We start from the raw sequence: 26,727 nt of genomic DNA on the forward strand, positions 1-26,727 counted from the left end.
CGTCGGTCAGGATTGGGCGGTCAGGATTGGGCGGTCACGCCGCGGTCGATCGAGGCTGCGTCCAGGGTGGCAGCGGCCTCGTCGAAGTCGAAATTGCGGATCTGCCCGGCGATGGTCTCGAACCGGTCGGGAAAGGCCGCTTGCAGAAGGTCGGCGTTCGCCGTCAGCACCTCCTCGGCGTCGGGGTCGCTGTCGAGCAGAAGCTGGCGGAGCCGGCCGCACAGGGCGCGAAGTGCGGCCGCATCCACCGCGGCGGGCGGGGCCACGGACGGCGCGGTGTCGCCGTTGGACGCCAGCGCCGCGTCCAGATGGGCGAGAAGGGCGCCCAGCGGTGGCTCCAGCGCGGCCAGCCGCGCGTCGATCTCCGGGTGTGGTCGGGCGTCGCGGATCACCGCTTCCAGCTGTTCGGCAGCGTCCTGGACGGGGTGGGCGCCGATGTTGCCGGCGGTTCCCTTCAGCGTGTGGGCGTACCGCTCCGCCGCGGCGAGGTCGCCGGCGTCCAGCGCCGTGCGGATGGCGGTGACCACTCCGCGCTGCCCGGCTGTGAACTTGCGCAGCAGGTCGAGGTAGAGGCGCTTCTTGCCCAGCACCCGCGACAGCCCAATGGCGGTGTCCAGCCCGGGAACGCCGGTGGGCAAATCGCCCGGTTCCTCCACGGCCGGCGCGGGGAGAGGAGCCGGAGCCTCGGCGCCCAATCCCGGCCGCGGCGTGACCCAGACCAGCAGGGTCGCCCACAACGCGTCCGGGTCGATGGGCTTGGCCAGATAATCGTTCATGCCCGCGTCGAGGCAACGCTCGCGGTCGGCCTGCATGGCGTTGGCCGTCATCGCGACGATGGGCAGACCGGTGAAGTCCAGCCGGCGGATTTCCCGGGTCGCGGCGATGCCGTCCATGACCGGCATCTGCATGTCCATCAACACGAGGTCGTAGTGGGCCGCCTGCACCATGTCCACGGCGATGGCGCCATTCTCGGCGATCTCCACCGTCAGCCCGGCATCGCCCAGCAGTTCGCAGGCCACCTGTTGGTTGAGGTCGTTGTCCTCGGCCAACAGGATGCGGGCACCGCGCAGGCGCGACAGGTCGGCGATTGGAGCGGCGGCTGGCACCGGGTGGATGTCCGCGGCCTGCTCGTCGGCGCCCAGAACCCGCATGATGCCGTCGAACAGGGCGGATGGGTTGACCGGCTTGAACAGCACCTCTTCGATGGCCGTGTTTTCGGCGCCCCTCAGCACCTCTTCCCGGCCATAGGAGGTGACCATGATGTGGTGGGGGGCTTGGTCCAGCTCCAGCGCGGCGAGGCCGGCGGAGGTTTCCAACCCGTCCATGCCCGGCATCTGCCAATCCAGAAGGACGACGCGGAAGGGTCGGCCCTCACGCGCCGCGAACCGCGCCGCCTGGATGGCGGCGGGGCCGGACTCCACGGCCTCGGCGGTGAAGGACATGGCCGACAGCATGTCGGTCAGCACGACGCGGGCGTTCTCGTTGTCGTCCACCACCAGACAGCGCAGGCCGCGCAGGTCGGGCCGCGGCAGCAGCACGCGGCGTGGCTTGTCACGGCCCAGCCGGGCGGTGAACCAGAAGCAGGAGCCCTGGCCCGGCACGCTGTCCACCCCGACCGAACCGCCCATCAGCTCGGCCAGCCGCTTGGAGATCGCCAGCCCCAGGCCGGTGCCGCCGTACTTTCGGGTGGTCGAGGCGTCGGCCTGCTGGAAGCTCTGGAAAAGCTGATTTTTCTGGTCATCGTTCAAGCCGATGCCGGTGTCGCGCACCTCGAAGCGGACCAGCAGGTCGCTCCCGACCTCTTCCTCCAGCCGGACGATGATGGCGATCTCGCCACGCTCGGTGAATTTGACCGCGTTGTTGGCGTAGTTAACCAGGATCTGCCCGATGCGCAGCGGATCGCCGATCAGGTCGCTGGGCACGTTCTGGGCGACGTCGAAGATCAGCTCCAACCCCTTGGCCGCGGCTTTCTCAGCGATCAGGTCGGCCAGAGTGCCGAGCACCTTGTCGAGATGGAAGCCGGTGCGCTCGACGCTCAGCTTCCCGGCCTCGATCTTGGAGAAATCCAGAATGTCGTTGATGATGCCCAGCAGATGCTGGCCGGACTGGCTGATCTTGAGGACGTAGTCGCGCTGACGCGGCGTCAGGTCGGTCTTCAGAGCCAGATGCGACAGGCCGATCACCGCGTTCATCGGGGTGCGGATCTCGTGGCTCATGTTGGCGAGGAAACTGGCCTTCGCCTGGGACGCCGCCTCCGCCCGGTCGCGGGTCAGGCGCAGTTCCTCGGCCTGGGTGCCCAGCCGGACGACGGCGTTCAGGATGCTGTCCAGTTCCTGCGTGCGGGCGCCGGGAAGCCGGATGTCGCGCTCGCCCTCGCCGATGCGGCGCAGGCCGTCGGCGGCGAAGAGCAGGGGCCGCACCACATGGCGGCGGATCAGCAGCCCCGCAGCGATGAAGATCGCCAGCACCGCGACGAAGGCGAACTGGATGACCCGCGACACCAGACGGGTGCGCTCCTGGATCTGGCCCAGGCGGCCCGCCGTCAACTCGGTCACGTCGACGAGCAGCCGGTCGCCGACCGTGTTCAGCTCAACGAGCGTCTGCGCCCATGTCTCGGCGAGGCGCTCCTCCTCGGCGGGCACGGGCGCATCGCCGGCGGCGGCGCTCTCCAACCGATGCGCCTTCGCCGAGGAGACCTGCCGTATGACCGAATAGGCGTCGGTCACCTGCCGTTTCAGCGCGGGATCGAACTGGAAGGTCGGGTGGAAGGCCAGCGCCTGGGCGGCCAGCAGGGCCTCGCGGCGGCGGCGCGGGTCATCGGCGGACAGGACGATCGCCCCCGACTGCTTCAGCCGTTCCAGATTCACGACGGCGCGCTGGCGCTCCAGGATCAGCGGCACCATGCGGTCCTGGCTGTCGGCGGCCAGCCGTTCCATCTTGCCCTGCTCCGCGACGATGCCGAGGAACAGCAGGCCGATCAGCGCCAGCAGGATCGCGCCACCGGTGAGAATCGCCGGCTGCAGCCGTACGCGGGGATGCCTGCGGTCGCGGGCGGACGCCATGGCCGGTTCCGGTTCAGTAGATGTCGAAGGGGAAGTATTGGCGGTTGATGCGCTGGTAGGTGCCGTCGTTGCGCAAGGCCGTCAGGGCCCGGTCCACCGACGCCTTCAGCTCGTGCTGGCCGGGAGGAAAGACGATGTGCACGGTGCCGCCCAGCCCATCCTCCGACATCGGGGTGCCGATGGTCTCGAATCCGTCCCCGGCGTCGGACAGCAGGAAATGCACCACGTTCAGCGTCGGACCGATGGCCAAGTCGCTTTCGCCGTTGCGCATGGCGCTCCACAAATCGTCGAGCGTGGAAACGGGCACAAGATTGGCGTGCAGCGCCGGAGCGGCGTCGGCCAGACGGACCAGGGCCGCGTGCTGCCGCGAGCCGCGGATGGTGGCGATGCGCCGGCTGCGGATCGCCTCATCCAGGCTCAGTTCCGGCATGCCTCGGCGCCCGACCAAGCTGGTGCTCGACCGCCAATAGGGAACGGAGAACAGAAGCCGCTGCTCGCGGTCCGGCGTGCGCAGAACGTTGCCGAAGCCGATGTCGAAGCGGCCCGCGGCGACGTCTTCGATGATCTGCTTGAAGGGGGCCGCGTCGAAGCTGCACACCGCGCCCAGCGAGCGGCACAACTCGCGCCCGAAATCGATGTTGAAGCCGACCAGCAACCCGTCGGCGTCGCGATCGCTGAAGGGTGGGGAGTGATCGATGACCACCACGCGCAGAAACGGCCGGCCGGTCGGCGGCGCGTCCGCCCGGACCGGCTGCGGCAGGGCAAGGCCGGTCAGCAGGAGCACGGCGCTCAACACCGCGGTCAAGACAGCGTGTGCGGCGGGGATGCGCATGCGGAAACCCATCGGTGCCTCAGTACATCCGGAAGGGCAGGAATCGCGAACTGATGGCGTCGTACCGACCGTCCGCCAGGATGGCGCGCAGGGCCATGTTGACGCGGTCGCGCAGCTCCTCGCGCCCCAGCGGCAGAGCGATGGCGGATTCGCCGCCCAGTCCACTCTCGGTCAATGGATCGCCCACCACCTCCAGCGCCTCTCCCTCCGCGCTGGTCAGGAGGTGAACGGTGACGGCGGTCGGGGCCAGCGCCAGATCGACCCGCCCGTCGAGAACGGCGCGCAGCGCCTCCGCCTGATCGTCGTAAATCGCGATCGTGCAGCCGACATTCTTCGCGGTCAGATAGTCGTATTGCTTCGATCCGCGGGTGACCGAAACGCGCTTGCCAGCCAGATCCGGCGCCACGCCCGAGGCCCATTCGCCGGCCCGGCCGATGTAGCTGGAACTGGACCGCTTGTGGCGGTCGGTGAAGAGGTATTTCTTCATCCGCTCCGGCGTCTTCAGGATGCTGGCGACGGCGAAGTCGGCGGCGTTGCGGTCGAGCAGGTCCAGGACCTCCGGAAACTGCAGCGCGGTGATCTCGCAGCGGATGCCCATGGTGTCGCACAGCGCGCGGGCGATCTCCACCTCGAAGCCGGTCAGCTTGCCCTGCTCGTCCACCATCGCGTAGGGCGCCATCCTCCAGGTCAGCACCCGGTAGACTTCGTCCGCATGGGCGGACGATGCCACCGGAACGCAAAGCAGGAGGGCCATCCACAAGGTCGCGACGGTGCGAAACGGCATCAGGCGGTGCATGAATTGCCTCGGCAAAGCGGCAAGATGGCGCGCATCACACGCTCGGCGTTTCCTTGCCGCATGCTCAAAGCGCACCGATTGAATTTCAGTGCTTTCGCCGGATGATTTTCCGGCTTCGACGAGACAATACCACCACAAAAAGACCGGTCAAGCTTGGTATTAATCCCTTAAGTTGTTTCATTTCTGGAACATGACGAGGCACTGGCATGGACGGATTTGCCATCGCCGGTGTCACGTCTGGGTTTTGTCCGGTCCGGCGGCCATCAGGCCGCCAAGGTGTGCGACAGCGCCTTGACCTTTCCGGTCGCCACCGCAGCGTCTTCAGTGGCGCGGGCGATGCCGGCCATGTTGTCGCTGATGGTCGTGATGGCGTCGGCGGTGACCTGCATATGGGCCGAGATGTCGCGGACGACGGCGCTCTGCTCCTCGGTGGCGGATGCGATGGCGGCGGAGATGCCGTTCAACTTGCGGATCGTCCCGCCGATCGAGGTGATGGCGCGGGCGGCGGAATCGGTGGCCCCCTGGACCTGGGCGATCTGCGAGGTGATCTGCTCCGTCGCCTTGGCCGCCTGGGTCGCCAGCGCCTTCACCTCGGACGCGACGACCGCGAAGCCTTTGCCGTTCTCCCCGGCCCGCGCGGCCTCGATGGTCGCGTTCAACGCCAGAAGGTTCGTCTGGTTGGCGATGTCCGAGATCATCTTGACCACCATGCCGATCCGCTTGGCGGCCTCCACCAGTTCCTCGACGGTCGCGCCGATCCGCTCGGCCTCGCCGACCGCTTCGTTCGAGATGACCGAGGCGGTGGCCGTCTGCTGGCTGATCTCGTTGACGGAGGCGACGAGTTCCTCGGCGCCGGCGGCGACGGATTGCACGGTGTGGCTGGTCTGGGCGGCGGCGTTCGCCGCGGCGGCGGCCTGGCGATTGGCGTCGGCGATGGCCTGGGTGATGTGGCCGAGGTCGCCGTCCACCGTGCGTCCGATGTCGGAGCGGTTCAGCCGCTCCCTCACCCGCTCCGTGATGTCGGTGGCGAACTTCACGACCTTGACCAGACGGCCTTGCGGGTCGAAGACGGGGTTGTAGCTGGCCTGAATCCAGACGTCGCCGCCGTCCTTGCGCAGCCGCCGGAACTCGGTCGTCTGATGCTCTCCACGACGGAGCGCGTCCCAGAAGCGGCGGTAACAGTCGCTGTCGCGCTCTTCCGGTGCCACGAATATGGCGTGATGCCGTCCGACGATCTCGTCCAGCCGGTAGCCCATGGCGGCCAGAAAATTGGCGTTGGCCGTCAGGACATTCCCGTTGATGTCGAACTCGATGACCGCCTGCGATTTGTTGACCGCCGCGATCTGCCCCTCCTGATCGGCGGACCGGCGCTTGCCGGCGGTGATGTCCAGGATGTAGGCCGCGATCGTGACGGTCCGCCCCCCGCGGTCCCGGATCGGCGTGAAGATCGCCTGAGCCCACGACTCCCGCCCCGTCTTGCCAAGAAGAAGGCATTCCACGGTCCGCGGCTCACCGCGCCGCAGCGCATCCCACAAGGTCTGCGGGTTGCTGCTTCCCTCACTTTGCAGGGAAAGAACCGATGACCAATGCCGGCCTTGGATCTCGTCCGGACCGCAGCCGAGCGCCGCGGCGAAATTATTGTTTGCGGAAAGAACCATCCCGTCCGGCGAAAGTTCGATGATGGCCTGCGCGGCATCCAATGCCGCGAGCTTGGCCTTTAACTCTGCGCGTCCCGCTGACATGAATTTGAACATGGAATCACCAGAGGCATGTGGAGGTGGCTGGCAGATCGTATCCGGAATTGATTTAGATGCCACTAATCATGGATTTCAAATTAATTTGTCACAAGGCGCAGTTTCAAATAGTCATACCCTCATCGTTTATCGCATTGGTGATATACAGAAGAGGTGAACTCTGTTCGATTCGGCCTGGATTGAACGGATCGCCCCCGATCCGCTTAATTTATGCAACGTCTCAGGAATGGAAATTACCGGGCAGACCTCCGATCTCCTGCCTTCTCCGCGTTTCAACTTTGAAACACGTCATCCCGTCTGCCGGGGGAGTCTTTGCGAGAAAAAGCAGCTTCATCGGGATATCCAGGCACCGATCCAGTCAGTTGACTAGGAAACTTCTTGGGTATAGTTTCCAAGGAAACTCAAGGAGAGCCCGATGACGGATTCGAGCATCAGCCCGCTCGACGCGCATCTCGGCTATTGGCTGCGCTTCGTGTCGAACCATGTGTCCCATGCCTTTGCCGCGACGCTGGCGGGGCAGGGGGTAACCGTCGCCGAGTGGGTGGTGCTGCGCGACCTCTACGACCGCGACGGCGTGGCGCCCAGCCTGCTCGCCGACCGGCTGGGCATGACGCGGGGAGCGATTTCGAAACTGGCCGACCGTCTCACCGCCAAGGGGCTGCTCACCCAGACCACCGACCCGGACGACCGGCGTTACCAGAACTCTGGCGCTCACCGCGGAGGGCCGGGCGCTGGTGCCGGATCTGTCCGCTCTGGCCGACCGCAACGACGCCGACTTCTTCGGCCACCTCGACCCCGCCGAGCGGGCGCGGATCGAGGACACGCTGAAGGGCATCGTCCGCCGGATGGGGCTGCGCTCCATTCCCATCGATTGACCGCGACGCGCACGGGGCACCGAGGAAACGTCATGGATTCCAAAATCACGGCCATCCTGCGGGAGTGCAGCCGCGCCTCGGACGAGGAGCGCATCACCTTCCCCGAAGTCGTCGCGGCGCTGGCCGTCGCGGGGGTGGAGCGCTACCACACCGATCTCGTGCGCGCGGAAACGACCTATTACCTCCCGGACGGAACGACGGAGCGGGTGGAGGCCCGGCCTTCCCCTCTGCCGCCGGCCATGGAGTTCTCGGCGGAGGGTGTGGAATCCGCCGTCCGCGCCATCCAGGCCGGAACGATCCGCTACGGCGGCTTCTGCGAGCGGGTGCTGCGGGCCGGCTGCGCCGGCTGGATGGTCAGCATCCTGGGCCGGCGGGTCGTCTATTACGGCCGCAGCGGCGACAGCCACACCGAGTGGTTCCCCGGTACACACTGACGCCGCCGCTCCTCCGTCACCAGCCCAGGCGGCGGGACAGCACGGGGCCGAGGTCGCCGCGCCACTCCTTCAACTCGGCCTCCGCGCGCTCGACCGCCCGCTGGTCGCGGTAACGTTTGAGCGCGCGGTTCGCGTCGCCGCGCGCCTCCATGGCGGCCAACCGCTTCGCCACCTCCGGCTCCGACGCCACGGCCTGGCGCCAGCGCTCCAGCCGCACCTCAGCCACCGCGTCCACGATGGGTTGCAGCGCCGGCATGCGGCCCAGCTTCTTCACGCCGGGCGCCAGCCGCGCCGCGGCGGCGGCGGCGGCCTCCTTGGGAATGCGCGGGAAGGCCCGTTGCACCGCCTTGGTCAGTGCGTCCTTGATGTCGTCGCCGCGCTGCTTCGCCTCGGCGCCCCGGCTCACCCGCGCGGCGGCGCGCGCCTGTTTTTTGGCGTGCCAGGACAGGATGCCGTCCGCGATCTCCCGCGCGTCGGCGTCGAGCCAGACGACGCCCCCCGCGCCGTCCGCGAGCAGGGTCTTCGCCTCGTCGGGAAGCTCCGGGTCGTCCGCCGAGGCCGCTCCGGCGAGGCCCAGCGCCTTCAGCGACCGCAGCGAGCGCGCCCGCCCCTCGTCACCGGCCAGCAGAACCAACTCCGCCAGCGTCCCGCCGTCCAACAGGCCGTGCAGAAGCTCCAAGTCGCCGTGCGTCCAGCGGCGGGCGGCGGTCAGCCGTTCAACCCGCAGGCGCAGCAGGTCGCGCACCGCCGGGCGGGGGGCGGCCGGAACACAGCGTTCCACGCGCCACGCGCCGCCCTCGAACCGGGCGACGGCCCATTGCGCGCCGTTCTCGACGGGCTGGTCGGTGGGGAAGGCGCCGTCCAGATTCCATCGGTCGCTGACCCGCAGACAGCCCTCCGGCGGCGCCAGCCACGGTGTTCCCGGCTTGGAATAGAAGCTGGGGGCCACCGGGCTGCGCAGGATGAAGCGCCAGCCCGCGACGTCCGCAGCGAGGCTGTCGGGCATGGCGGCCGGGCGGGGCGCGTCGCCCAGCTTCAGAAGAGGTTCGGGGGCATTCTGGCTGGGCTGAGAGGCTTCGGGCGACGGGTGTTCTGACGGCATGACGGCTCCTTCCGGCGGCACTGTAGCACAGGGCGGACCGGTGCCTCGCAACTTTAGCCGTGTGTCAGCCTGTCGTTTTGAAAAGCCCCTTGGAAATTTTCCAAAAGCAAATCCGCAATACCTGTCGCTAAAACTTGAACTTTTCTCAGATCACGTTCGCACCAGAGCGTTTGCAGGTCCTTTGACCAAAATCAAGGAAAGGCATCATCACCTGGATATGAGTCGATGAATGCTATCCGTTTTCGAGGGCAAATCCATGCGATTATTCTCCATCAAAGTCATTCTACCGGTGATTGTCGGCGGGCTTGCCCTTCTGGGAATTTTCATGGCGGGCGACGCGGCGTTCACGGCCCTTCGCGGCGTGGAGGCAGCTTCGGCCTACCGGAACGTCAATCAGGTGGCCGGTGGCTTGGTCGTCGTCGCCGGTGAGTTCGCCCTCGAACGGGGCGCGACCAACGGAGCGCTGAACGGCTCGACCCCGATTCCTTCCGAACGGCGCTCTCGGCTGCAACAGCGCCGCGATGCCGCCGACGCTGCGTTGCGCGCCGCGCTGGATGCACTGCCCGCCCTTCCCGAAATGGCGTCGCATGCTCAGCGCCTGGGTGAGGTGGAGACATCCTTGGGCCGATTCCGGGATTACCGGCGTGGGGTGGACGAGGCGTTGGCCCGCGACGCCGGCCAGCGGTCGCCGGACGTGGTATCGGGCTTCGGCGGCACGATCACCGCTCATATCGAACGGATCGGCGCCTTGCGCCTGTTGCTGGAGGCGGTCGCTCCGCCGCCGAAACCGGCAACGCTGCAACTTGTCCAACTGCGTAGCTACGCGGCGGACATGGCCGAACACGCCGGGCGCGAGCGCGGTCTGTTCAGCGCCCTCGTCGCCAGCAGCCGGCCCATCGCTCCCGGACAGGCCGAAGCCCTGGCGAAGTCCCGCGGGCGGTTGGAGCAGGCCTGGGACGGCATCCGCGCGCTGCGCACCCGGCCGGATATCACGCCTGACCTCGCGCGGGCCATCGATGGGGTCGAGGCCGCGTATTTCCAAGCGTTCGCCGAGACCCGGCAGGCGGTGCTGAAGGGCGGCGCCGATGGCCGCTACCCGCTGACCTCCGACGAATGGATGGTCCGGGCGACGGTGGGCATCGATTCCATCCTCGCATTGGCCGGCACGGTGGGCACGGCCATCGACGCGGCGGTCGCGGGAACCGCGGAGGAGGCGCGATCCGACCTGCTCGTCAGCCTCGCCGTCTTCACGCTCAGCCTGCTTCTGGGCGTCGGGGGCTCGCTGCTGGTGATCCGGCGGGTCGTCCACCCGCTGACCGCGATGACCGGGGCCATGCGGCAGCTGGCCGACGGCGATCTGGCGGTGGCCATTCCCGGTGCCGGACGCCGCGACGAGATCGGCGCCATGGCGCAGGCCGTCCAGGTTCTCCAGGAACACGCCGTGGCTCGCGAACGGCTGGAGGCGGAGCAGCGGCGCGAGCAGGAGGCGCGCGAGCGGCGGGCCGTCGCGCTGGACCGGCTGACCCACGGCTTCGAAGCCAAGGTGAGCGGGCTGGTCGGCACGCTGTCCTCCGCCGCGACGGAGATGGAGGCGACCGCCGGCTCCATGTCCACGGCGGCCCAGCAGACCAACCAGCAGTCCTTCGCCGTGGCCGCCGCGTCGGAACAGGCCTCCACGAACGTGCAGACCGTGGCGGCGGCGACCGAACAGCTCACCGCCTCCATCCGGGAGATCGGCAACCGCGCCGCCCAGTCGCAGGCGATCACGACGCGGGCCGTCGCGGACGCCCGCCGGACGGACGAGACGGTGCGGCTGATGGCGGGTTGCGCCCAACGCATCGGCGAGGTGGTCGGGCTGATCCAGGCGATCTCCAGCCAGACCAACCTGCTGGCGCTCAACGCCACCATCGAGGCCGCTCGCGCCGGCGACGCCGGCAAGGGCTTCGCCGTCGTGGCGCATGAGGTGAAGACGCTGGCGAGCCAGACCGCCCAGGCGACCGACGACATCGCGGCGCAGATCGTCCAGGTGCAGACCGTCACGCGCGACGCCGTCGCGGCGATCCAGGGCATCGCCGCCGTGATCGGCGAGGTTAACGAGATCGCCACGGCCATCGCCGCCGCGGTGGAGGAGCAGGGCGCCGCCACCCAGGAGATCACCCGCAACGTCCAGCAGGCAGCCGCCGGCACGCAGGAGGTCGCGTCCAACATCGCCGGCGTCCAACAGGCGGCCAACGACACCGGGACGGCGGCGACCCATGTGCTGAGCGCCGCGCAGGAGCTGTCGCAGCAGGCGGAGCGGTTGACCGGCGAGGTCGGCGACTTCCTCGCCGGTGTCCGCGGCGCCTGACCGCGCCGAATGTCCTGGCGCTGCTCAGTGGTGGGCGGACTCCTCCCCGGCGCCGTCCTGGCCGAAGCTGTGCAGGATGCGGGCGAAGCTGGTGGCGCCGGCGCTGCGCATGGGAACGAAGGGCTTGCCCATGCGGCGGCACAGCCCCTTCACCCGCAGGCAGGCGTCGTGGCTGACGCAATCGACGGGGCAGACCACCACGTCGGCGCGCTCGACCAGCCCTTCCAGGCAGCGGGTCGTCTGCTCGAACCCGCCGTCATGGTGCAACAGGCAGCCGTTGCGCGTCTCCACCGCTGCCCGCAGGTGGGGCAGGCTCTTGGTCCGCCCGCCCACATAGAGGATGGCCCGCCCGCCGAGGTCGGTCGGGGCGTTCGTCTCGGCGGCGGCGGTGCGGCGGAGTTGCGCGGCCGGCGGGTCGAGCAGGCGGCGCAGCCGCTCCACCTCGGCCTCGGCGTGGCGAGCGCGCATGCGCTCGCTGGCGACACGGCGATGCAGGGCGTCCATGGTGCGCAGCAGCCGTGCCTGTCCCGGCGCCCGGACCGACGGGGCTTTCGGCACGTTGGGCGTTTCCGGAACCGCGGGCGCGGCCCGCTGGGTGGCGAGCTGTGCTTCCAGCTCCCGGATGCGGGCGTCCTTCTCGGCGACGCGTTCGGTGGCGGCGCGTTCCTGCTTCGCCAGCCGGGCGGTCAGCTCCTCGCAGCGCCGGGACAAATCGCGGTTCTCCCGCAATTGGCGCCGGTTCTCGCCACCCATGATGTGGGAGAGCATGTGCACGTCGGCGAAGGCGCGGACCCGCACCGCGTCGGGCATGGCGCCATGGCTCAGCACGCCCCAGTAGGCGGCGGCCACGTCGCCCGAGGCCACCGCGGCGGTCCACAGCGCCATCCAGCCCTCTTCGGTCGTCTCGCGGGCGAAGCGCTTCACCGCGACGGCGAAGGTCTCGTCCAGCCGCTTGTGCATCAGCCGGGCTTCCGGCCCGTCCTCAGCGGCCTTCTCCACGAAATAGCGGTGGATATCGTAGGGGCGGGCGTCCGCCGTGGGGACCAGCTTCAGCCGCCGGCACAGCCACGCCACGTCCTCCGACGACAGGCAGGTGCCCACGATCGAGCAATGATACTCCGTGGGAATCGTCCACAGCTTCCGGCGTTTGGCCTGTCCCAGTACGCAGGATGGCACGGTCTTCCGACAACGCTCACACATCGTCTCCGCCCCCGATTGGCTTCGGCTGTTGGGTGTCCGGTTCCGTCCGGAGCCAAGCGGGGCCGTGGAGCGGAACATGCTCTACTAATAATGCGATTCATTCGCATTTGCAAATGAAGAGCGACACAAGTCCACTCCCGGAGAGGCGGTTCAGGCCGGGAGAATGCGCTCGATCATCAGCCGGCGTGTGATTCCGTCCGCGTCGCTGTACGGCATGTGGGCCCCCTCCCGGAGACCGAGCAGGGCCACCCCCAGCGGCGAGGCGACGGTGATCTGGTCGTCCTTGGGCAATTGGTCCGGGTAGACCAGTTCCCCCCATTCGGGCGGCATGCCGTCGTCGCGGCGAAACAGCACCCGGCTGCCCATGCGCACGATCGTCCGGGGGAGGTCGCCTTCCGGGCGGACGATCGCCCGCTCCAACTCCCGCGACAGGAACGCCGAGACCTCCGGGGCCTGCACGGCCAGCCGGTCCATCGCCCGCAGCAGGCGGCCGTAATCCATGCGTCCGATCCAGATCAGCGGCCGATCGGTTCCCTCGATCATCAATGCGTCCTCGACTGCGTGACGGCGGTGATTCAAGCCCGGATGAACTCTCGCCCACGGGCATTGTCCGCGACCATCCGTATGATTACGGAGCGCAAGGCGCAAATCGGTCTGTAAAAAATTTATCACTGTTTTTCAATATGTTACCATATTTCCGTAGTAATACGGATATTTTGATCCGGGTTATTCCCCAGTAGAAAAGGCCGTCATATGCCTAAGGGGAAGTGAGCAGAACCTTCCGGGAAGGAGATGCGGCCAACCTTCGGTGCGCCTGACCGAAACCATGGGGAAAAGGAATGGACGATCTGCTTTCGGGGGCGCTGAGCCGCCTGGATGAAGCCGCCAAGCACGTCGAGGTGGATTCCGAGGTTCTCGAGAAACTGAAATACGCCAAGGAGACGTTGAGCGTCCGCCTGTCCGTGCGCATGGACGACGGTTCGCGACGCTCCTTCCCGGCGTGGCGGTGCCGCTACGACGACACGCGCGGCCCGACCAAGGGCGGCATCCGCTTCCACCCGAGTTCCAACGTGGAGGAGGTGACCACGCTGGCCTTCTGGATGACCTTCAAGTGCGCGGTGATGAACCTGCCCTATGGCGGGGGCAAGGGCGCGGTGAAGGTCGATCCGCACAGCCTGTCCAAGTCGGAGCTGGAGCGTCTGTCGCGGGCCTATGTCCAGGCCTTCGCCGGCATGATCGGACCCGACCGCGACATCCCGGCGCCGGACGTCTACACCAACTCCATGATCATGGGGTGGATGGCCGACGAGTACAGCTCTATCGTCCGCCAGCCGAGCCCGGCGGTCATCACCGGCAAGCCGCTGCCGCTCGGCGGTTCGCTCGGGCGTGACGACGCGACCGCGCGCGGCGGCTACTACCTCATCAAGCATCTGGAAGAGGATCTGCGCCTGTCCGGATCGGCCCGCCGGGTGGTGATCCAGGGCTACGGCAACGCCGGCTTCCACATCGCCCGCCTGCTGCACGCGGACGGCTACCGCATCGTCGGCCTGTCCGATTCCCGCGGAGCCATCGTCTGCGAGGACGGGCTGGACCCGCAGGCCGTGCAGACGGCCAAGGAGCGGGGCGGCTCGGTGACCGCCTACACCGGGAATGGCGCCCGTGCGGTGACCGGCGACGAGCTGCTGGGCACCGCGTGCGAGATCCTGGTCCCCGCGGCGCTGGAGGATCAGATCCACAAGGGCAACGCCGGGCTCATCAAGGCGCGCGTCGTCCTGGAACTCGCCAACGGCCCGGTCACGCCGGACGCCGACCGCATCCTGAACGAGGCCGGCGTCATCGTCCTGCCCGACATCCTGGCGAACGCCGGCGGCGTGACGGTGTCCTACTTCGAGTGGGTGCAGAACCGCCAGGGCTACTATTGGGGCCTCGACGAGATTCACGAGCGCCTGCGCGTGATCATGGAGACCGAGGGCCGCCGGGTCTGGGACATGGGCACGGGCAAGGACATTCCGATGCGCACGGCGGCCTACGCCCACGCGCTGGAACGGCTGTCGAAAGCCATCGCCGCGCATGGAACGCAGCCGTTCTTCGTCGGCTGATCCGTGCGTCGCGGGGACGGGAGCCCGCCGGGCTCCCCGCCCATCGCAGAGGCGCCCATCGCATAGGCGAACACCCCGGGTGGACGTATAGTCCGTGCCTCGTCCACCCGTGCCGTTGCGCCCGTGCAGCCTGAAAGACCGTTTTGAGATGCCTTTTCCGCCCGCCAGCCGTGCGACGGGAGCGCCTGCCATCCTGACCGGCCGGGACATGGTCGTGCTGTCGCTCGCCTTCCTGGCGGCCTATCTGCCCATCGACTGGCTGACCTTCATCCACCCCCGCCCGAGCCTCAACATCACGCCGTGGAATCCGCCGGCGGGGCTCTACATGGCCCTTCTGCTGTGGACCGGCGCGCGCGGCCTGCCGATGGTCTACGCCACGCTGATCCTGGCCGATCTGGTGGTGCGGGGGCATCCGGCCTCGGTCTCCTCGCTGCTGCTCTCGAATCTCGCCATCGTCGCCGGGTACGGGGCGGCGGCCCATGTGCTGCGTCACCGGGTGGCGATCGGTCTGGCGTTGAACCGGGTGCGCGACGTCGGCTGGCTGGTTGGCGTCACCTTCCTGAGCGCCGCCGTCGTGGCGCCCGTCTTCGTCGGCGTGTTCGTCCTCGACGGGGCCTTGTCCGCGGCCGACCTGCCGACGCTGGCGTTCCAATACTGGCTGGGCGACGCCATCGGCATCGCCGTGGTCACGCCCTTCGTCCTCCTGCTGCACCGGCCGGACAAGACGCCCGCCTGGAGCGTGCCGAAGACGCCCACCGCCGCCCAGACGGCGGCCATCGCCGCGGCCCTGCTGCTGGTCTTCCTGCCCATCGGCGACGGCCAGTTCAACCTGTTCTACCTCCTGTTCCTGCCCCTCGTCTGGGTGGCCGTGTCGCACGGCCTGCCGGGCGCGGTGCTGGCGGCCCTGGCCATCCAGAGCGGCCTGATCGCCGGGCTGCAGGCGATCGGCCTTCCCCTGGGCGCGGTCATCTATCACCAGACGCTGATGCTGGCCCTGGCCATCACGGCCCTGTTCCTCGGCGCACTGGTCAGCGAGCGGCGCGAGGTCGAGGTCCGGCTGCGCGAACACCAGACCGAGCTGGCCCATCTCTCCCGCCTCACGGTGACCGGGGAGATGGCGTCCGCCCTGGCCCACGAGCTGAATCAGCCGCTGCTGGCCGCCATCAGCTACGCGCGCGCCGCCCAGCGTCTTCTGGAAGGCGACGACACGCCGCCGCGCGCCCACGAACTCATCGACAAGGCGGTGATCCAGGCGGAGCGCGCGGGCGAGGTCATCCGCGGGCTGCGCACCTTCCTGAGCAAGGGATCGCTGCAACTGGCGCCGGAATCGGCCAGCGAGATCCTGCGCGAGACGCTGACGCTGGTGCGGGGGGACGCGGCCTACAACCGGGTCCAGCTGCGGGTGGACATGGCCGAGCCGCTTCCCCTCGTGCTGTGCGACCGCATCCAGATCGAACAGGTCCTCCTCAACCTCGTGCACAACAGCATCGAGGCCATCGCCGCGGCCGACAGCCCGGTGCGCGAGGTTGTCCTGCGTGTCCGGGCGACGCCGCCGGATGGCCTGACCTTCGAGGTCGAGGACAGCGGCCCCGGCGTGTCGGCGGGCATGGTCGACCATCTGTACTCGCCCTTCGCCACCACGAAGCCGGCGGGCATGGGACTCGGCCTGCCCATCTGCCGGTCGATCGTCGAAAGCCACGGCGGCAGGCTGTGGCTCGGCCGCACCGGTTCGACCGGCTCCGTTTTCCAGGTCTTTCTGCCCGCAGCCCGTTCGGACACCCGGCCATCCCATGACCCAGACCGATAAAACCTCCACCGGCGAACCGACCGTCTTCATCATCGATGACGACGAGGCGGTCCGCGACGCGCTCTCCGTTCTGGTCGAGGTGGCCGGCCTGTCCGTGCGCACCTTCGTCAACGCGCTGGAATTCCTGCACCGCTACAGTCCGGAGCAGCCGGGTTGCGTGGTGGCCGACCTCCGCATGCCCTTCATGGATGGGCTGGAGCTTCAGGAGGAACTGTCCCGGCGCGGCTGCGGCCTGCCGGTGATCATCATCACCGCCCATGGCGAGGTGAGTTCCGCCGTCACCGCCTTCCGGTCCGGAGCGGTCGATTTCCTGGAAAAGCCGTTCGACGACGGCGTCTTCCTGCGCCGCATCCACGAGGCCTTGCAGCGCGACGCCCACCAGCGCCGGGACCGCTCCGCCGCGGAGTCCGCCCTGGCAAAGCTGGCCCTTCTCAGCCCCCGCGAACGGGACGTCGCGGCGCTGATGGTGGAGGGCTGCGCCAACAAGGCCATTGCGATCCGCCTCGGGATCGGCGTCCGCACGGTGGAGACCCACCGGGCGAACATTCTCAGCAAACTCGACATCCGGACGGTTCCGGAACTCATGCGCCTGTGGATGCACATACCGTGATGCGCATCCACGTCATCGGCGCGTGAGCGGTCGAATTCAGCGCAGGAAGTATTGCACCGGCACCACCAGCTCCATGCGGTCCTGCGCCACGTCCGGCGGAGGGGCCGGGAGCGGGGAGGCGCGTTCGACCAGAGCGATCGTCTCCTCGTCCAGCGCCTCGAAGCCGGAGCCCTTGTGCAGCCGCACCGCCAGCACCCGGCCTTGCCGGTCGAGCGTGATGTGGACCTGCGGAACGCCTTGCTGGCGCCGCATCTGAGCGATGCGGGGGTAACGCTTGTAGCGCTCCAGATGGCCGAGCACAGCACCGTGCCACGTGGGCAGCGCGTTGCTGTTGCGCGGAACCGGCGCCGCCTGGGCCGGCGCGCCCGCGGGCGGTGCGGCGGCAGGAGCGGCGTTGGCCGGGGCTTCCGTCACCGGCTTGGGCTGTGCCTGCGGCTGCGGGCGGGGCTTCGGCGGTTCGGCCTTGGGCTTCGGCTTGGGCTCTTCCTTGGGCTTGGGCTTCGGCTTGGGCGGCGGTTCCGGCAGGGCGACCTCCGCCGGCACGGGCGGCGGCGGCTCCGGGGCGATCTCGGGGATGGGCTCGGGCTCCGGTTCCGGCTCGATCACCGGCTCGGGCGGCAGCTCCGGTTCGGGGAGCATCGATTCCAGCGTCGGCGTCGGCTCCGCGGCCGGCGCTTGCGGCATCGGCGGCAGGTCGAGCATCACCGCGGGCGCCATGGCCGGCGCCTCTTCCATCGCGACGTGCCAGGACAGCGCGGCGAGCGCCAGAAGGGCGTGGGCGCCCAGCACGATCACCAGACTGCCGCCCCACCGCGCCAGGGTGGGCGCGGTGCGCTCCTCGCCGTCCGGAAGGTCGTTGGGATCGAAGGTCGCCACGCTCATTTCGCGGCCGCGCCTTCCAGCCCGACCAGGGCGATCTTCAGGTAGCCGGCGGCGCGCAACGCGTTCATCACCTCGGTCAGCGCGCCGTAATCCACGCTACGGTCGGCGCGCAGGAAGACGCGGGCGCCCTTGTCGCCGTTCGTCACCCCGTCCAGCGCCGCCGCCAGGGACTCCCGCGCCACCGGGGTGTCGCCCACCGACAGGCTTTTGTCGGCCTGGATGGTCAGGAACAGGGGCTTGTCAGGCCGCGGCTGCGGCTGGGCGGTCGAGGCCGGCAGGTCCACCGGCACGTCCACCGTCGCCAGCGGGGCCGCCACCATGAAGATGATGAGCAGCACGAGCATCACGTCGATGAAGGGCGTGACGTTGATGTCGTGCAACTCGGTGAGATCGTCGCCGTCGTCCAGACGCGCCGCCATGGTCTTACTCCGCCGCCTTGGACACGGCGCGCGGCAAGGCGCGACGATCCATGTCGCGGCTCAGCAGCCGCAGCACCGCCGCCGACGAATCGCCGAGCTGGGCGCGGTAACCGCCGATCGAGCGGGCGAAGCCGTTGTAGATCACCACCGCCGGAATGGCCGCGACGAGGCCGATGGCCGTCGCCAGCAACGCTTCGGCGATGCCCGGCGCCACCACGGCGAGGTTGGTCGTCTGCGACTTGGCGATGCCGATGAAGCTGACCATGATGCCCCACACCGTGCCGAACAGCCCGACGAAGGGGGCCGTGGAGCCGATGCTGGCGAGGATGCCGGTGCCGCGCATCATGCGCCGCCCCTCCGCCGCCTCGATCCGCTCCAGGCGGGAGGCCGCGCGCTCCTTCAGACCCTCCTGCGAGGGGGCGTCGGCGGACTGGTGGGCCTCGGCGATCACGGCGCGCAGGAAGGCGGTGGCCGGGGTCTTCTCGAAGCCGATGCTCTCGGCCGCCTGAGTCAGCGAACGCGCCTGCTCCAGCGCCGCCAGGGAGGCCCGCGCCTTGCGCTTGGCCTTCGACAACTCCACCGATTTTGCGAGGAAGATGGTCCAGGTCGCCACCGAGGCCAGCGCCAGCCCGATCATCACCGCCTGCACCACCGGGCTCGCCGCCATGAACATGCCCCAGGGGGACAGGTCGTGCGGCAGGATCGCCGTCGCGGCGGTCATGTGGTCCAGCCCGGCGGCCGCTCCCGCCGCAGCGTCCGGCGCGGCCAGCGGGGCCGCCAGCGCGTCGGCGGCGGGCGCCGTCACGGGAGGCGCCATCGGGGCCGGGACCGGTGCCGCGGGAGCGCCGCCGTTGGTTGCGGGGACGCCCTGCGCCCAGCCAAGCCCACTCGACAGGAAGGTGCCGGCGGCGGCCATCGCGGCGATGGAACGGGTGTGAAGCGCTGTGAACATTGGCGGTTCAAACTTCTTTGCGGCTGACTTCCTTCCTGTATAGTGCGAACGACTCTCATTTGCACCCATAAAGTGCTATATTGCTGCTATGCGACAAATGGGCATCGCAGCGGTTGTTCACGGCGTGGACCATGAACCGCCAGGGAGAAGTGCGATGCCCAACGTCCGGACCGTATCGGAACATGGCAGCTTCCGGCTCGTCGAGCGGGACGGCCGCTATGCCGTGATCGAAGCGCGCGACGGCCAAGTCTACGGTCTCCACGGGGAGTCGGGCAACCGTCCCAGCGCGCCGGATCGCCCGGACGCCACCGAAGCCGTCGTCGCCCCCGGCGACTGGAACGCCGAGGATGTGGCCCGCCGCCGCTTCGAGGAACTCACCGCCCGCGGCGAGGAGCTCGCCCGCAAAATCTGGTGATCCGCATCGGGTGACCCGCTCGGTTCAGAACGCCTGGATCGCCTGCGACGAGACCGTCCGCCACCGCGCGTCAGCTTCCTTCAGCATGGTCTGGATATGACCGATGTGCACCTGACCGTAGAGGATCAGGATGTTGCGGTCCGGTTCGGCCTTGATGGCCGCCACCACCTTGTCCTCGCGCAGGGTGGTCAACGCGGGCGGCAGGGCGTCGCGCACCATGGAGCCTGACGCGGTGGTCGCCAGCATGATGCGGATGGCGGCCTGGACGCGCCTCTGCACCCAGCCCGGCAGCGTGTCGTACTCGTCCCGGAGTTGCGCCAGATCGATGGTTTCCGGATCGGCGTCGTCCGGGTCGTCGGGGGGCAGGGCAGCCAGCAGCTGCGACAGGGTGACGTCGACGTTGCGGGCGTCCGGCCCCGGTGGGCCGATCAGGGCGCGGTTGTCCTGAAGCACCAGCCCGTCACCGAGCAGGCTCGCCATCATCTCGTAGGGATGCTGCTTGCTGTCCGGATTCCAGTCCGCCCCCAGCCGGCGCAGCACGTCGGCCACCCCGGCGGGGTTGGAGGCGTCGTCGGGACGGACCTCCTCGTAGAAGACCAGCCAGCCTTCCTGGCGCCGCTGCGCGATGTGCTGGGCGATGCCGCTGTAGAAATCCGGCTTGGCGACATGGACCATGCCCTGCATCTCCACCTGCCGCCGCCCGTCGCTCATCACGACTCGGGAGAGTTCGAGCGGAATGTGGTCGGCGATCACCGGCAGGGCGGCGACCACCCCCACGGTCAGGGTGACGAGGCCGCCGGCGAGGATGCCGACGGCGATCAGGGCGGTTCGGAGCGCACGCTTCATGCCTCGACGCTGGCACGAAAAAGGGGCGGGGGCAACCGCTCCGGACTCAACAGGCCGAACCTCAGCCCCCCGATCTCAGACGCCGACCTCCACCGCGGCGTTGACGATGTAGATCATCTCGTTGCGGTCGTTCTTGTCGGCCAGGAAGATGCCGCTGGGCGCCAGCATGCCGCCGGACACCACGTTGAAGGACACCTGTCCATAGGGGAAGACGGCCCGGACGGCCTCCAGGTCCAGCCGGTCGGCGTCCGCCGGAACAGCGAGATGGACGCGGACCTGCATCCGGCTGGTGTCGCCATCGACGAGCGCCCGCATGCCCGGCATGGAGTTGCGCTCGATGGCGTTGCGCACGGCCCGCACGGCGGCCTTGGTCACGTCCTGCCCATGCAGATCGGCACCCATGCCGAGTTCGACGAACATCACCTGCTTCATGATCGCGAGTTCCTCCTTGTCCCTGGGGCGTCGGTTCCGCACAGAATGCGCGAGAGTGGCGCCGCCGCCGCCCCTGGGCCACCGCTTTTTCAAACTGCGGAAACCGGTCAGGCGATCCGAAAGGCAAGGTAGCCGTCCGTCCCGATCTGTCCGGGCGTGGCGGCCAGTCCGCCCGGCGCCAGTCCGCCGAAGGTCAGGAAGAGATCGGTGCCGCCGTTGCCGTCGAAGTCGATCTGCGCGGTCACCCCCTGATGGCCGGCCGCCCCCGCCAGATCCTCCCAGGTCAGATGTGAGACGGCGTCCGTCCAGCCCCAGACGATGGCCCATTCCTCCGGCTGCAGATCGGCGACGGTGGACCATGTGAGGCCCTGGCCCCGTCCGTCGATGAAGAAGGTGTCCACGCCGTCGCCGCCGCTCAGGAAATTGGAGCCCGTGCTGCCGTCCAGAAAATCGTCACCGGCCCCGCCGGCGAGCGTATCGTCACCCGCCCCGCCCCCCAGCGTATCGGCGAAGGCGGAGCCGGTCAGCCGGTCGCCCGCCGATCCCCCGATGACGGATTCGATGCGGGTGCCGTGGCCGATGAAGAACTGGTTCGGGGCCAGGATCGAAGACGCCTGCGCCGAGAACCATCCCCAACCGCCGGTCAGGTCGATGGTGACGGGAAGGTCCGCGCCCGCCGCGGAGAGGGTGTCGTTTCCCCCGCCGTCCCAGAGGTAGCGCCCCGGCGCGTCCGGTGTCAGGACATACAGGTCGTCGCCCGCGCGCACGGCGGGGTTGGGACCGTAGAGGTTCTGGATCGCGGCGACGTCGTAGATGCCCAACCCTCCGAGCCAAGCCCCGTGATAGGACATCACCGTGTTGATCCGGTTGTCCTCGGACGGGGGAAGGAAGGGCGGGGCCCCGCTGCCGCCGCCGTTGTAGTCGCCGGGATGCTTCAGGCCCAGCGTATGCCCGATCTCGTGCACATAGGTCCGGTAGCCCGCCGATTCGGGATCGAGGTAGATGAAGGAGCCCGCCGGGTTGGGATAATAGGCCATGCCAGCGGCACCGTAGGAGTCCAACTGGCTCATGTGGAACTGGAGGTTGGCGGTCATCGGCGCAGCCGACTCCACGAACGCGATGTTGGCGACCGCGCTCCACTCCCCCATGGCCCGCAACGCCATGGCCTTTTCGACTTCGTTGAGGGGGCGGAAACCGGGCGCAAAGCGAGAGCCGGCGTCCACCACCCAGCCGTAGGTGAGCGTGTAGGGTGCCGCTGCGGCGCCGTTCAGCGGTGTGCCCCAGCGGTACCCGCTGTCGAGGGCACGGATGAACAGCGGGTTGTCGGTTCCGCCCGTCGACCAATCGGCTGTCTCCATCGCCGGGGCCGGGAAGTCATCATCGAAGGTTGACCGGCCGTCGCCGATTCCGTCCCCGCTTTCGCCAACGCCGGGAATCCGAAACTCGCTCATGTCCGCGCGCTCCGTCTGGGTGGACCAGTGTTTCGCTAAATTCGTTCCGAATTTCGATGAAGTTTGGCGAAAACAGTCGGCGTTCGTCTTCCAATCAGACAGTATTTATGACGAAGGGGGAGGTGCCGTTCAATGGATCAGAGGGCATTCACAAATCCGGAAGGGTGAATTTTCTCCACATATTTTCAGTGTCTTGCGGGTATCCCGAGAATATCCCTCCGCATCTTCGCGGGGTGGCGATGGCATCCGGGTCTGCGCCTGGGATGATTGGGAGGATTTCAGGATCAGGTACGATGACAGTCGTTATAAATAAAAATCAGGACTCACTCCGTGACAGGCACGACAAACATAAAATAAAATCGTTAAATAATATTAAGACGCAATCCTGTCACAGGATAAGCGTGGATTCGCGGATTGACAGGATGGAGAGATTCCGCAACCGTTGCCGCAGAACAACAACGGGGGAGAAAAAGAGTGCGGTATGGCTGTGTTGCGCTCGCCATCTGTGCTGTTTCTGTTGGGGCATGCTCGACCGGTGCACAGATCGCCTCCGTCCCGCCAGTGCCGCAGGACCCGGTGCCACAGGAGATCGAGTTCGAAGAGGCACCCGACGTTCCGGACATCGAACCAGTCTATGTTCACAAGGGGAAGGCGTCCTACTACGCCGATTTCTTCCACGGCCGGACCACGGCGTCGGGGGAGCGATTCAGCCAGAACCGGCTGACCGCCGCGTCCCGGCGGCTTCCGCTGGGCAGCCGGGTGACGGTGACCAACGCCGACAACGGGCGCAGCGTCGAAGTCGTGATCAACGACCGCGGCCCTTACGTGAAGGGGCGGGTGATCGACCTTTCCCGGAAGGCCGCCAGCGAACTGGGCATGATCGAGGACGGCGTGGTGAACGTCCGCGTCGAGGCCCGGCCCTCCGACCAGCCGAACCGCTCCCTCCGGCACCGGCTGGAGCGCATGGTCGCCGCCCTGTACCCCGACCGCAAACCGGCGTCCGAACCGCCTGTGACGGTCGCCGAACGGCCCGAACCGGATCTGACCGGCACGGACTTGACCGGTACGGACCTGGGCGCCGCCGAATAACGGAACCGCGTCACGCCCGACGCTTCCCACCCGAACACACAACGCACAGACTTCCGCCCAAGGGACGCGGCGCCGCGAAGGCCGCCGATGCGCCCCCGCGGGTGACGGGGCCGTGCGCACAGAGGAGGTTCCAACCCATGCTGAAACTCGTGATCCGCGACACGCATCACGCCGCCGGCCTGTTCCTGGAGCAGGTGGACAACGTCCGCCAGCTCATCGCCGAATTGAAGGCGCTGAAGCGCGTTCCGTCCGCCTCGCTCTATCTGGAAGGGCTGGCCGAGCGCTGCCTGCGGCGCGGCTGGACGGTGATCCCCGCCGATCCGCTGGTCCGTGGCTGCACGTCGCGCACCCACATCGTCGAACTGCATCTCGACCCCAACCAGCCGGGCGCCCCCTTCGTCGGCATCTACGAGCCGGGCGAGGACGGCACCCCCTGCCGCCGCCTGCACAACTCCCTGGAGGGGCTGGCGAGCCGCCTGCGCCTGCCGCCAGCCAACAGCGGCACCATGCCTGCAACGGTGCGGCAGGCCCCCGCGCTGGCCGCATAGAGCCATCGCAGCGGTCCAGGGACTCCGGCCACATCCATTGATTGGAATCATACCGTGGCAGGACGGGCGGGGGTAGCCTGCGGGCCGGCAATCCCGCCGTCCGCCACCCGCCGTCCGCCCCCATGACCGTCGAGCATCTCAGCCTCGTCTTCCTGCTGCTCCAGCAGATGTGCGTGTATCTGGTCATCGCGTACATGCTGAGCCGGACGCCGCTGTTCCTGCCGGTGATGCACCTCACCGTGCGCTGGCCGCACAAGCTGGCCTGCTACGTCATCTTCTCCATGTTCTGCATCATGGGGACCTATTTCGGGTTGCAGATCGACGATTCCATCGCCAACACCCGCGCCATCGGGGCCGTGCTGAGCGGCATCCTGGGCGGGCCGTCGGTAGGGCTGGCGGTCGGCTTCACGGGCGGGCTGCACCGCTACTCGCTGGGCGGCATGTCGGCGGTGGCCTGCGCCATCTCCACCGTGACGGAGGGGCTGATCGGCGGTCTGGTGCACCGCCACTTCGTCAATCAGGGCCGCATCGAGCCGCTGTTCGACCCGCTGCGCGTCGGCGCCGTCACCCTCGTGGCGGAAATCGCCCAGATGCTGATCATCCTGCTGGTGGCCAAGCCCTTCCCCGCGGCGGTCCATCTGGTCGAGGTGGTGGCCCTGCCGATGATCGTCGCCAACACGCTGGGGGCGGGGCTGTTCATGCGCATCCTGATGGACCGCCGTGCCCTGATCGACAAGCAGTCGAGCGCCTTCTCCGCCAAGGCGCTGAAGATCGCCGCGCGGGCCGACGGCGTGCTGCGCCAGGGCTTCAACGAAGAGAACAGCATGCGGGTCGCCCGCATCATCTACGAGGAGACGGGCGTCGGCGCCGTCGCCATCACCGACCGTGAGAAACTGCTCGCCTTCATCGGCGTCGGCGACGACCACCATCTGCCGGGCACACCGATCACCTCGCCCCAGACCTACCAGGCCATCGCCAACAACCAGGTGCTTTACGCCGACGGCAATCTGGTCTCCTACAAATGCTCGATCCACCCGAACTGCCGGCTGGGCGCCTCGCTGGTGATCCCGCTGGTCGGGGAGGACGACCGGGTGATCGGCACCGTGAAGCTGTACGAGCCGAAGACCAAGCTGTTCTCCACCATCAACCGCACGCTGGGGGAGGGCATCGCCCGGCTACTGTCCAGCCAGATCCTCGCCGGGCGCTACGAGCAGCAGAAGGCGCTGCTCGCCAAGTCGGAGATCAAGCTGCTGCACGCCCAGGTGAACCCGCATTTCCTGTTCAACGCGCTGAACACCATCTCCGCGGTCATCCGCAACGATCCGGAGCGGGCGCGCCAGCTCGTGCAGAGCCTGTCGGTCTTCTTCCGCAAGAACCTGAAGCGCCCCAGCCAGGAGGCCACGGTCGCCGACGAGGTGGAGCATGTCAGCGCCTATCTCCAGATCGAGCTGGCGCGCTTCACCGGGCGCCTGTCGGTGGAGATCGACGTGCCCGACGCGCTGCGCCACGCCCGGCTGCCGGCCTTCCTGCTCCAGCCGCTGGTGGAGAACGCCATCAAGCACGGCACCTCGCAGCTTCTCGGCCCCGGCCACGTCCGCATCGCGGCCCAGCGGGAGGGCGGCGACCTGCTGCTGGCGGTGGAGGACAACGCCGGCCTCTACGAGGAGAAGCCGGGCGGTGACGGGCTCGGCATGTCCATCGTGGACCGCCGCGTCCGCAACCGCTTCGGCGACGGCTACGGGGTGGATGTCGCCTGCGAGGCCGACGTCTTCACCCGCATCACCCTGCGCCTTCCCCTGGACATCCCTGCCGTTGCGGAGACCGCGCCATGATGACCGTCCTGATCGTGGACGACGAGCCGCTGGCCCGCGAGGAGCTGCGGCGCCTTCTGGAGGAGTTCCCCGACCTCCAGGTCGCCGGGGAATGCGCCAACGCCATCGAGGCCATCGGCGCCATCAACCGCCAGCCGCCCGACGTGGTCTTCCTCGACATCCAGATGCCGCGCGTCAGCGGGCTGGAGATGCTGAGCATGCTCGATCCGGAGCGGATGCCCCGCATCGTCTTCCTGACCGCCCACGACGAATACGCCGTCCAGGCCTTCGAGGAGCACGCCTTCGACTATCTGCTGAAGCCGGCGGACCCGGCCCGGCTGGCCAAGACGCTGCAACGGCTGCGCCGCGAGCGGGCGCCGCAGGACCTCGCCGTGCTGAAGGACGCCGCCCCGCTGCGGCTGATCCCCTGCACCGGCCACAACCGCATCTCCCTGCTGAAGCTCGACGAGGTGGAATGCGTGGCCTCCAAGGCGAGCGGCGTCTTCGTCGTCGGCGCCGATGGGGAAGAGCGCTTCACCGAGTTGACCCTGCTGACCTTGCAGGAGCGCACGCCGCTGGTGCGCTGCCATCGGCAATATCTGGTCAACCCCGACCGCATCCGGGAAATCCGCCTGATCGACAATGGATTGGCGGAAATCCAGACGCTCGGCGGCCAGAGCATTCCGGTCAGCCGCCGCTTCCTCGGCCCGCTGAAGGAGCGGCTGGGCATCGGGTGAATATCCTTGTTGTTTCCTCTCCCCTCTGGGGAGAGGGTTAGGGTGAGGGGGTTGCGCTTGTGCCGGACGCACCGACATGCAAGTCCCCCTCACCGGCCCTTCGGGCCACCCTCTCCCCGGAGGGGAGAGGGTTAGGAAGCCCCCCACCGCTCACCCCCGCATTCCGACCGCTCGCCACGCCATGGCGCCGCTCCGGGGAGTGCACCACACGGAGGATGAAACCCGGC

Annotated in this window: 24 protein-coding genes and 1 pseudogene; 12 read left to right on the plus strand and 13 right to left on the minus strand. The window is 68.2% G+C overall.

What is annotated here, in order from left to right:
* Positions 1-20 precede the first annotated feature (20 nt).
* From ACWPN7_RS30550 to ACWPN7_RS30565, 4 genes are all read right to left on the minus strand, one after another.
* Positions 21-3,062 (minus strand): hybrid sensor histidine kinase/response regulator, encoded by a 3,042-nt coding sequence (locus ACWPN7_RS30550; RefSeq protein ID WP_459197123.1) that lies wholly within the window; start codon positions 3,060-3,062, stop codon positions 21-23.
* A 13-nt stretch (positions 3,063-3,075) separates the two neighbouring features.
* Positions 3,076-3,858 carry a substrate-binding periplasmic protein gene (locus tag ACWPN7_RS30555; protein ID WP_349620211.1) on the minus strand — a complete coding sequence of 261 codons (783 nt, stop codon included), beginning with the start codon at positions 3,856-3,858 and terminating at the stop codon, positions 3,076-3,078.
* Positions 3,859-3,913: 55 nt separating this feature from the next.
* The gene (locus ACWPN7_RS30560) at positions 3,914-4,648 is read right to left on the minus strand and encodes a substrate-binding periplasmic protein (RefSeq protein ID WP_349620083.1); all 735 of its coding nucleotides are present in this window, start codon (positions 4,646-4,648) and stop codon (positions 3,914-3,916) included.
* A 305-nt stretch (positions 4,649-4,953) separates the two neighbouring features.
* Positions 4,954-6,444: a methyl-accepting chemotaxis protein gene (locus ACWPN7_RS30565; RefSeq protein ID WP_492273654.1), complete on the minus strand. Its 1,491-nt coding sequence runs from the start codon at positions 6,442-6,444 to the stop codon at positions 4,954-4,956.
* Between the two features lie 415 nt (positions 6,445-6,859).
* On the opposite strand from ACWPN7_RS30565, the pseudogene ACWPN7_RS30570 reads away from it, so the two are divergent.
* The 3 genes and pseudogenes from ACWPN7_RS30570 to ACWPN7_RS30580 form a co-directional block, all read left to right on the plus strand.
* Positions 6,860-7,081: pseudogene (locus ACWPN7_RS30570) on the plus strand (MarR family winged helix-turn-helix transcriptional regulator); the annotation flags it as partial.
* Between the two features lie 97 nt (positions 7,082-7,178).
* Complete coding sequence (locus tag ACWPN7_RS30575; protein WP_492273748.1) at positions 7,179-7,319, plus strand: hypothetical protein; 141 nt, start codon at positions 7,179-7,181, stop codon at positions 7,317-7,319.
* Positions 7,320-7,351: 32 nt separating this feature from the next.
* Positions 7,352-7,753 (plus strand): DUF1398 domain-containing protein, encoded by a 402-nt coding sequence (locus ACWPN7_RS30580; protein WP_459197121.1) that lies wholly within the window; start codon positions 7,352-7,354, stop codon positions 7,751-7,753.
* Positions 7,754-7,769: 16 nt separating this feature from the next.
* On the opposite strand, the gene ACWPN7_RS30585 is transcribed toward ACWPN7_RS30580, so the two are convergent.
* Positions 7,770-8,855 (minus strand): hypothetical protein, encoded by a 1,086-nt coding sequence (locus ACWPN7_RS30585; protein ID WP_492273655.1) that lies wholly within the window; start codon positions 8,853-8,855, stop codon positions 7,770-7,772.
* Positions 8,856-9,180: 325 nt separating this feature from the next.
* Here ACWPN7_RS30585 and ACWPN7_RS30590 point away from each other — a divergent pair, with 325 nt between their 5' ends.
* Entirely contained in the window at positions 9,181-11,202 is a 2,022-nt protein-coding gene (locus ACWPN7_RS30590; RefSeq protein WP_459197120.1) for a methyl-accepting chemotaxis protein, read from the plus strand.
* Between the two features lie 24 nt (positions 11,203-11,226).
* On the opposite strand, the gene ACWPN7_RS30595 is transcribed toward ACWPN7_RS30590, so the two are convergent.
* Positions 11,227-12,303, minus strand: coding sequence for a DUF2325 domain-containing protein (locus ACWPN7_RS30595; RefSeq protein WP_040136512.1), 1,077 nt, complete (start codon positions 12,301-12,303; stop codon positions 11,227-11,229).
* Positions 12,304-12,552: 249 nt separating this feature from the next.
* Complete coding sequence (locus ACWPN7_RS30600) at positions 12,553-12,945, minus strand: GreA/GreB family elongation factor (RefSeq protein WP_051658490.1); 393 nt, start codon at positions 12,943-12,945, stop codon at positions 12,553-12,555.
* Positions 12,946-13,241: 296 nt separating this feature from the next.
* On the opposite strand from ACWPN7_RS30600, the gene ACWPN7_RS30605 reads away from it, so the two are divergent.
* The 3 genes from ACWPN7_RS30605 to ACWPN7_RS30615 all read left to right on the plus strand — a co-directional run bounded on the left by ACWPN7_RS30605 (position 13,242) and on the right by ACWPN7_RS30615 (position 16,918).
* Complete coding sequence (locus ACWPN7_RS30605) at positions 13,242-14,501, plus strand: Glu/Leu/Phe/Val family dehydrogenase (protein WP_040136510.1); 1,260 nt, start codon at positions 13,242-13,244, stop codon at positions 14,499-14,501.
* A gap of 148 nt (positions 14,502-14,649) precedes the next feature.
* Entirely contained in the window at positions 14,650-16,308 is a 1,659-nt protein-coding gene (locus ACWPN7_RS30610) for an ATP-binding protein (RefSeq protein WP_459197119.1), read from the plus strand.
* Positions 16,292-16,918, plus strand: a complete 627-nt coding sequence (locus ACWPN7_RS30615; RefSeq protein WP_014241772.1) for a response regulator transcription factor — start codon at positions 16,292-16,294, stop codon at positions 16,916-16,918. Before ACWPN7_RS30610 ends, ACWPN7_RS30615 begins: the two co-directional genes overlap by 17 nt.
* A 36-nt stretch (positions 16,919-16,954) precedes the next feature.
* Here ACWPN7_RS30615 and ACWPN7_RS30620 read toward each other — a convergent pair whose 3' ends face one another.
* Genes ACWPN7_RS30620 through exbB form a run of 3 tightly spaced genes read right to left on the minus strand, consistent with a single transcriptional unit; the run spans position 16,955 to position 19,171 of the window.
* Positions 16,955-17,800, minus strand: a complete 846-nt coding sequence (locus ACWPN7_RS30620) for an energy transducer TonB (RefSeq protein ID WP_459197118.1) — start codon at positions 17,798-17,800, stop codon at positions 16,955-16,957.
* The gene (exbD, locus tag ACWPN7_RS30625) at positions 17,797-18,219 is read right to left on the minus strand and encodes a TonB system transport protein ExbD (RefSeq protein WP_492273656.1); all 423 of its coding nucleotides are present in this window, start codon (positions 18,217-18,219) and stop codon (positions 17,797-17,799) included. The genes ACWPN7_RS30620 and exbD overlap by 4 nt, the downstream gene beginning before the upstream one ends.
* A 4-nt stretch (positions 18,220-18,223) precedes the next feature.
* Positions 18,224-19,171, minus strand: coding sequence for a tonB-system energizer ExbB (gene exbB, locus ACWPN7_RS30630; RefSeq protein WP_456529526.1), 948 nt, complete (start codon positions 19,169-19,171; stop codon positions 18,224-18,226).
* Positions 19,172-19,325: 154 nt separating this feature from the next.
* On the opposite strand from exbB, the gene ACWPN7_RS30635 reads away from it, so the two are divergent.
* Positions 19,326-19,586, plus strand: coding sequence for a hypothetical protein (locus ACWPN7_RS30635; protein ID WP_451995518.1), 261 nt, complete (start codon positions 19,326-19,328; stop codon positions 19,584-19,586).
* Positions 19,587-19,610: 24 nt separating this feature from the next.
* Here ACWPN7_RS30635 and ACWPN7_RS30640 read toward each other — a convergent pair whose 3' ends face one another.
* The 3 genes from ACWPN7_RS30640 to ACWPN7_RS30650 all read right to left on the minus strand — a co-directional run bounded on the left by ACWPN7_RS30640 (position 19,611) and on the right by ACWPN7_RS30650 (position 22,315).
* Positions 19,611-20,432 carry a hypothetical protein gene (locus ACWPN7_RS30640; protein ID WP_459197117.1) on the minus strand — a complete coding sequence of 274 codons (822 nt, stop codon included), beginning with the start codon at positions 20,430-20,432 and terminating at the stop codon, positions 19,611-19,613.
* Between the two features lie 75 nt (positions 20,433-20,507).
* Positions 20,508-20,864 carry a Lin0512 family protein gene (locus tag ACWPN7_RS30645; protein WP_014241764.1) on the minus strand — a complete coding sequence of 119 codons (357 nt, stop codon included), beginning with the start codon at positions 20,862-20,864 and terminating at the stop codon, positions 20,508-20,510.
* Positions 20,865-20,971: 107 nt separating this feature from the next.
* A complete protein-coding gene (locus ACWPN7_RS30650; protein WP_459197116.1) occupies positions 20,972-22,315 on the minus strand; it encodes a reprolysin-like metallopeptidase in 1,344 nt (447 codons plus the stop codon).
* A 576-nt stretch (positions 22,316-22,891) separates the two neighbouring features.
* Here ACWPN7_RS30650 and ACWPN7_RS30655 point away from each other — a divergent pair.
* From ACWPN7_RS30655 to btsR, 4 genes are all read left to right on the plus strand, one after another.
* Complete coding sequence (locus ACWPN7_RS30655) at positions 22,892-23,404, plus strand: septal ring lytic transglycosylase RlpA family protein (protein ID WP_459197115.1); 513 nt, start codon at positions 22,892-22,894, stop codon at positions 23,402-23,404.
* Positions 23,405-23,541: 137 nt separating this feature from the next.
* Positions 23,542-23,952, plus strand: coding sequence for a hypothetical protein (locus ACWPN7_RS30660; RefSeq protein ID WP_492273657.1), 411 nt, complete (start codon positions 23,542-23,544; stop codon positions 23,950-23,952).
* Positions 23,953-24,074: 122 nt separating this feature from the next.
* The gene (locus ACWPN7_RS30665) at positions 24,075-25,784 is read left to right on the plus strand and encodes a LytS/YhcK type 5TM receptor domain-containing protein (RefSeq protein ID WP_459197114.1); all 1,710 of its coding nucleotides are present in this window, start codon (positions 24,075-24,077) and stop codon (positions 25,782-25,784) included.
* Positions 25,781-26,500 carry a two-component system response regulator BtsR gene (btsR, locus tag ACWPN7_RS30670; protein ID WP_014241759.1) on the plus strand — a complete coding sequence of 240 codons (720 nt, stop codon included), beginning with the start codon at positions 25,781-25,783 and terminating at the stop codon, positions 26,498-26,500. Before ACWPN7_RS30665 ends, btsR begins: the two co-directional genes overlap by 4 nt.
* Positions 26,501-26,727: the final 227 nt, after the last annotated feature.

This window comes from Azospirillum sp. UENF 312511 (genome assembly GCF_058780635.1).